This window comes from Nonomuraea zeae, from assembly GCF_005889725.1.
Taxonomy (GTDB): domain Bacteria; phylum Actinomycetota; class Actinomycetes; order Streptosporangiales; family Streptosporangiaceae; genus Nonomuraea; species Nonomuraea zeae.
Window position 1 is genome coordinate 1 of the sequence record NZ_VCKX01000742.1, and the last position, 566, is coordinate 566.

The 566-nt window shown below is 74.4% G+C and carries 1 protein-coding gene; it reads right to left on the bottom strand.

All coding sequences use genetic code 11. The annotated features are described in order from the left end of the window. A partial coding sequence (locus tag ETD85_RS64345; protein ID WP_338087278.1) for a GNAT family N-acetyltransferase occupies positions 1–566 on the bottom strand: 566 nt, incomplete at both ends.

Sequence of the window (566 nt, forward strand, 5' to 3'; positions counted from 1 at the left end):
GGGGTGTGGGGTTGGTGGTGTTTGCGGGTGGGCCGCACCGGGGCGAGTAGCTGGGTCAGGCCGGCGGTGCGGGCCGCGGCCTTCATGGCGGCCAGCAGGCGGTCGGACAGGCCGGTGCCGCGGCGATCCGGCTGGACCCAGATGCCGAGCGCGCCGAGGCTGTCGGGCGCCGTTGCCTGCTGCAGGTCGGTGTAGGCCCATAGCAGGATCTCGTCCCAGCCGCCGTCGGGCAGATGTCCGTCGCGGCCGGGGGCGTGCAGCGCGAACGGCGCCGCTTGGCCTCCGCCCACCACCACGCCATCGGCGTCGAGGGCGTAGAAGGTGAATTGCGGGAAGTGCTGCTGCAGGTCGGCGGCCTTGGCCCAGCGGCCGGCGGTGTCGTGGCCGAGGAAGGCCGGCATGTCCTCCTGCTGCCCTTGCTGCTGGTTGGCGGGTCGGGCGTCGGCCAGGTCGGGCCGGTCGGCGAGGGTGACGATGCGCGGGACGGGTCGCGACGCTGTCGTGGTCGCCGGCTGGACGGACGCCGGTGGGGGTGCCTGCGAGGTGGGGGGTGGTGCCTGCAACGT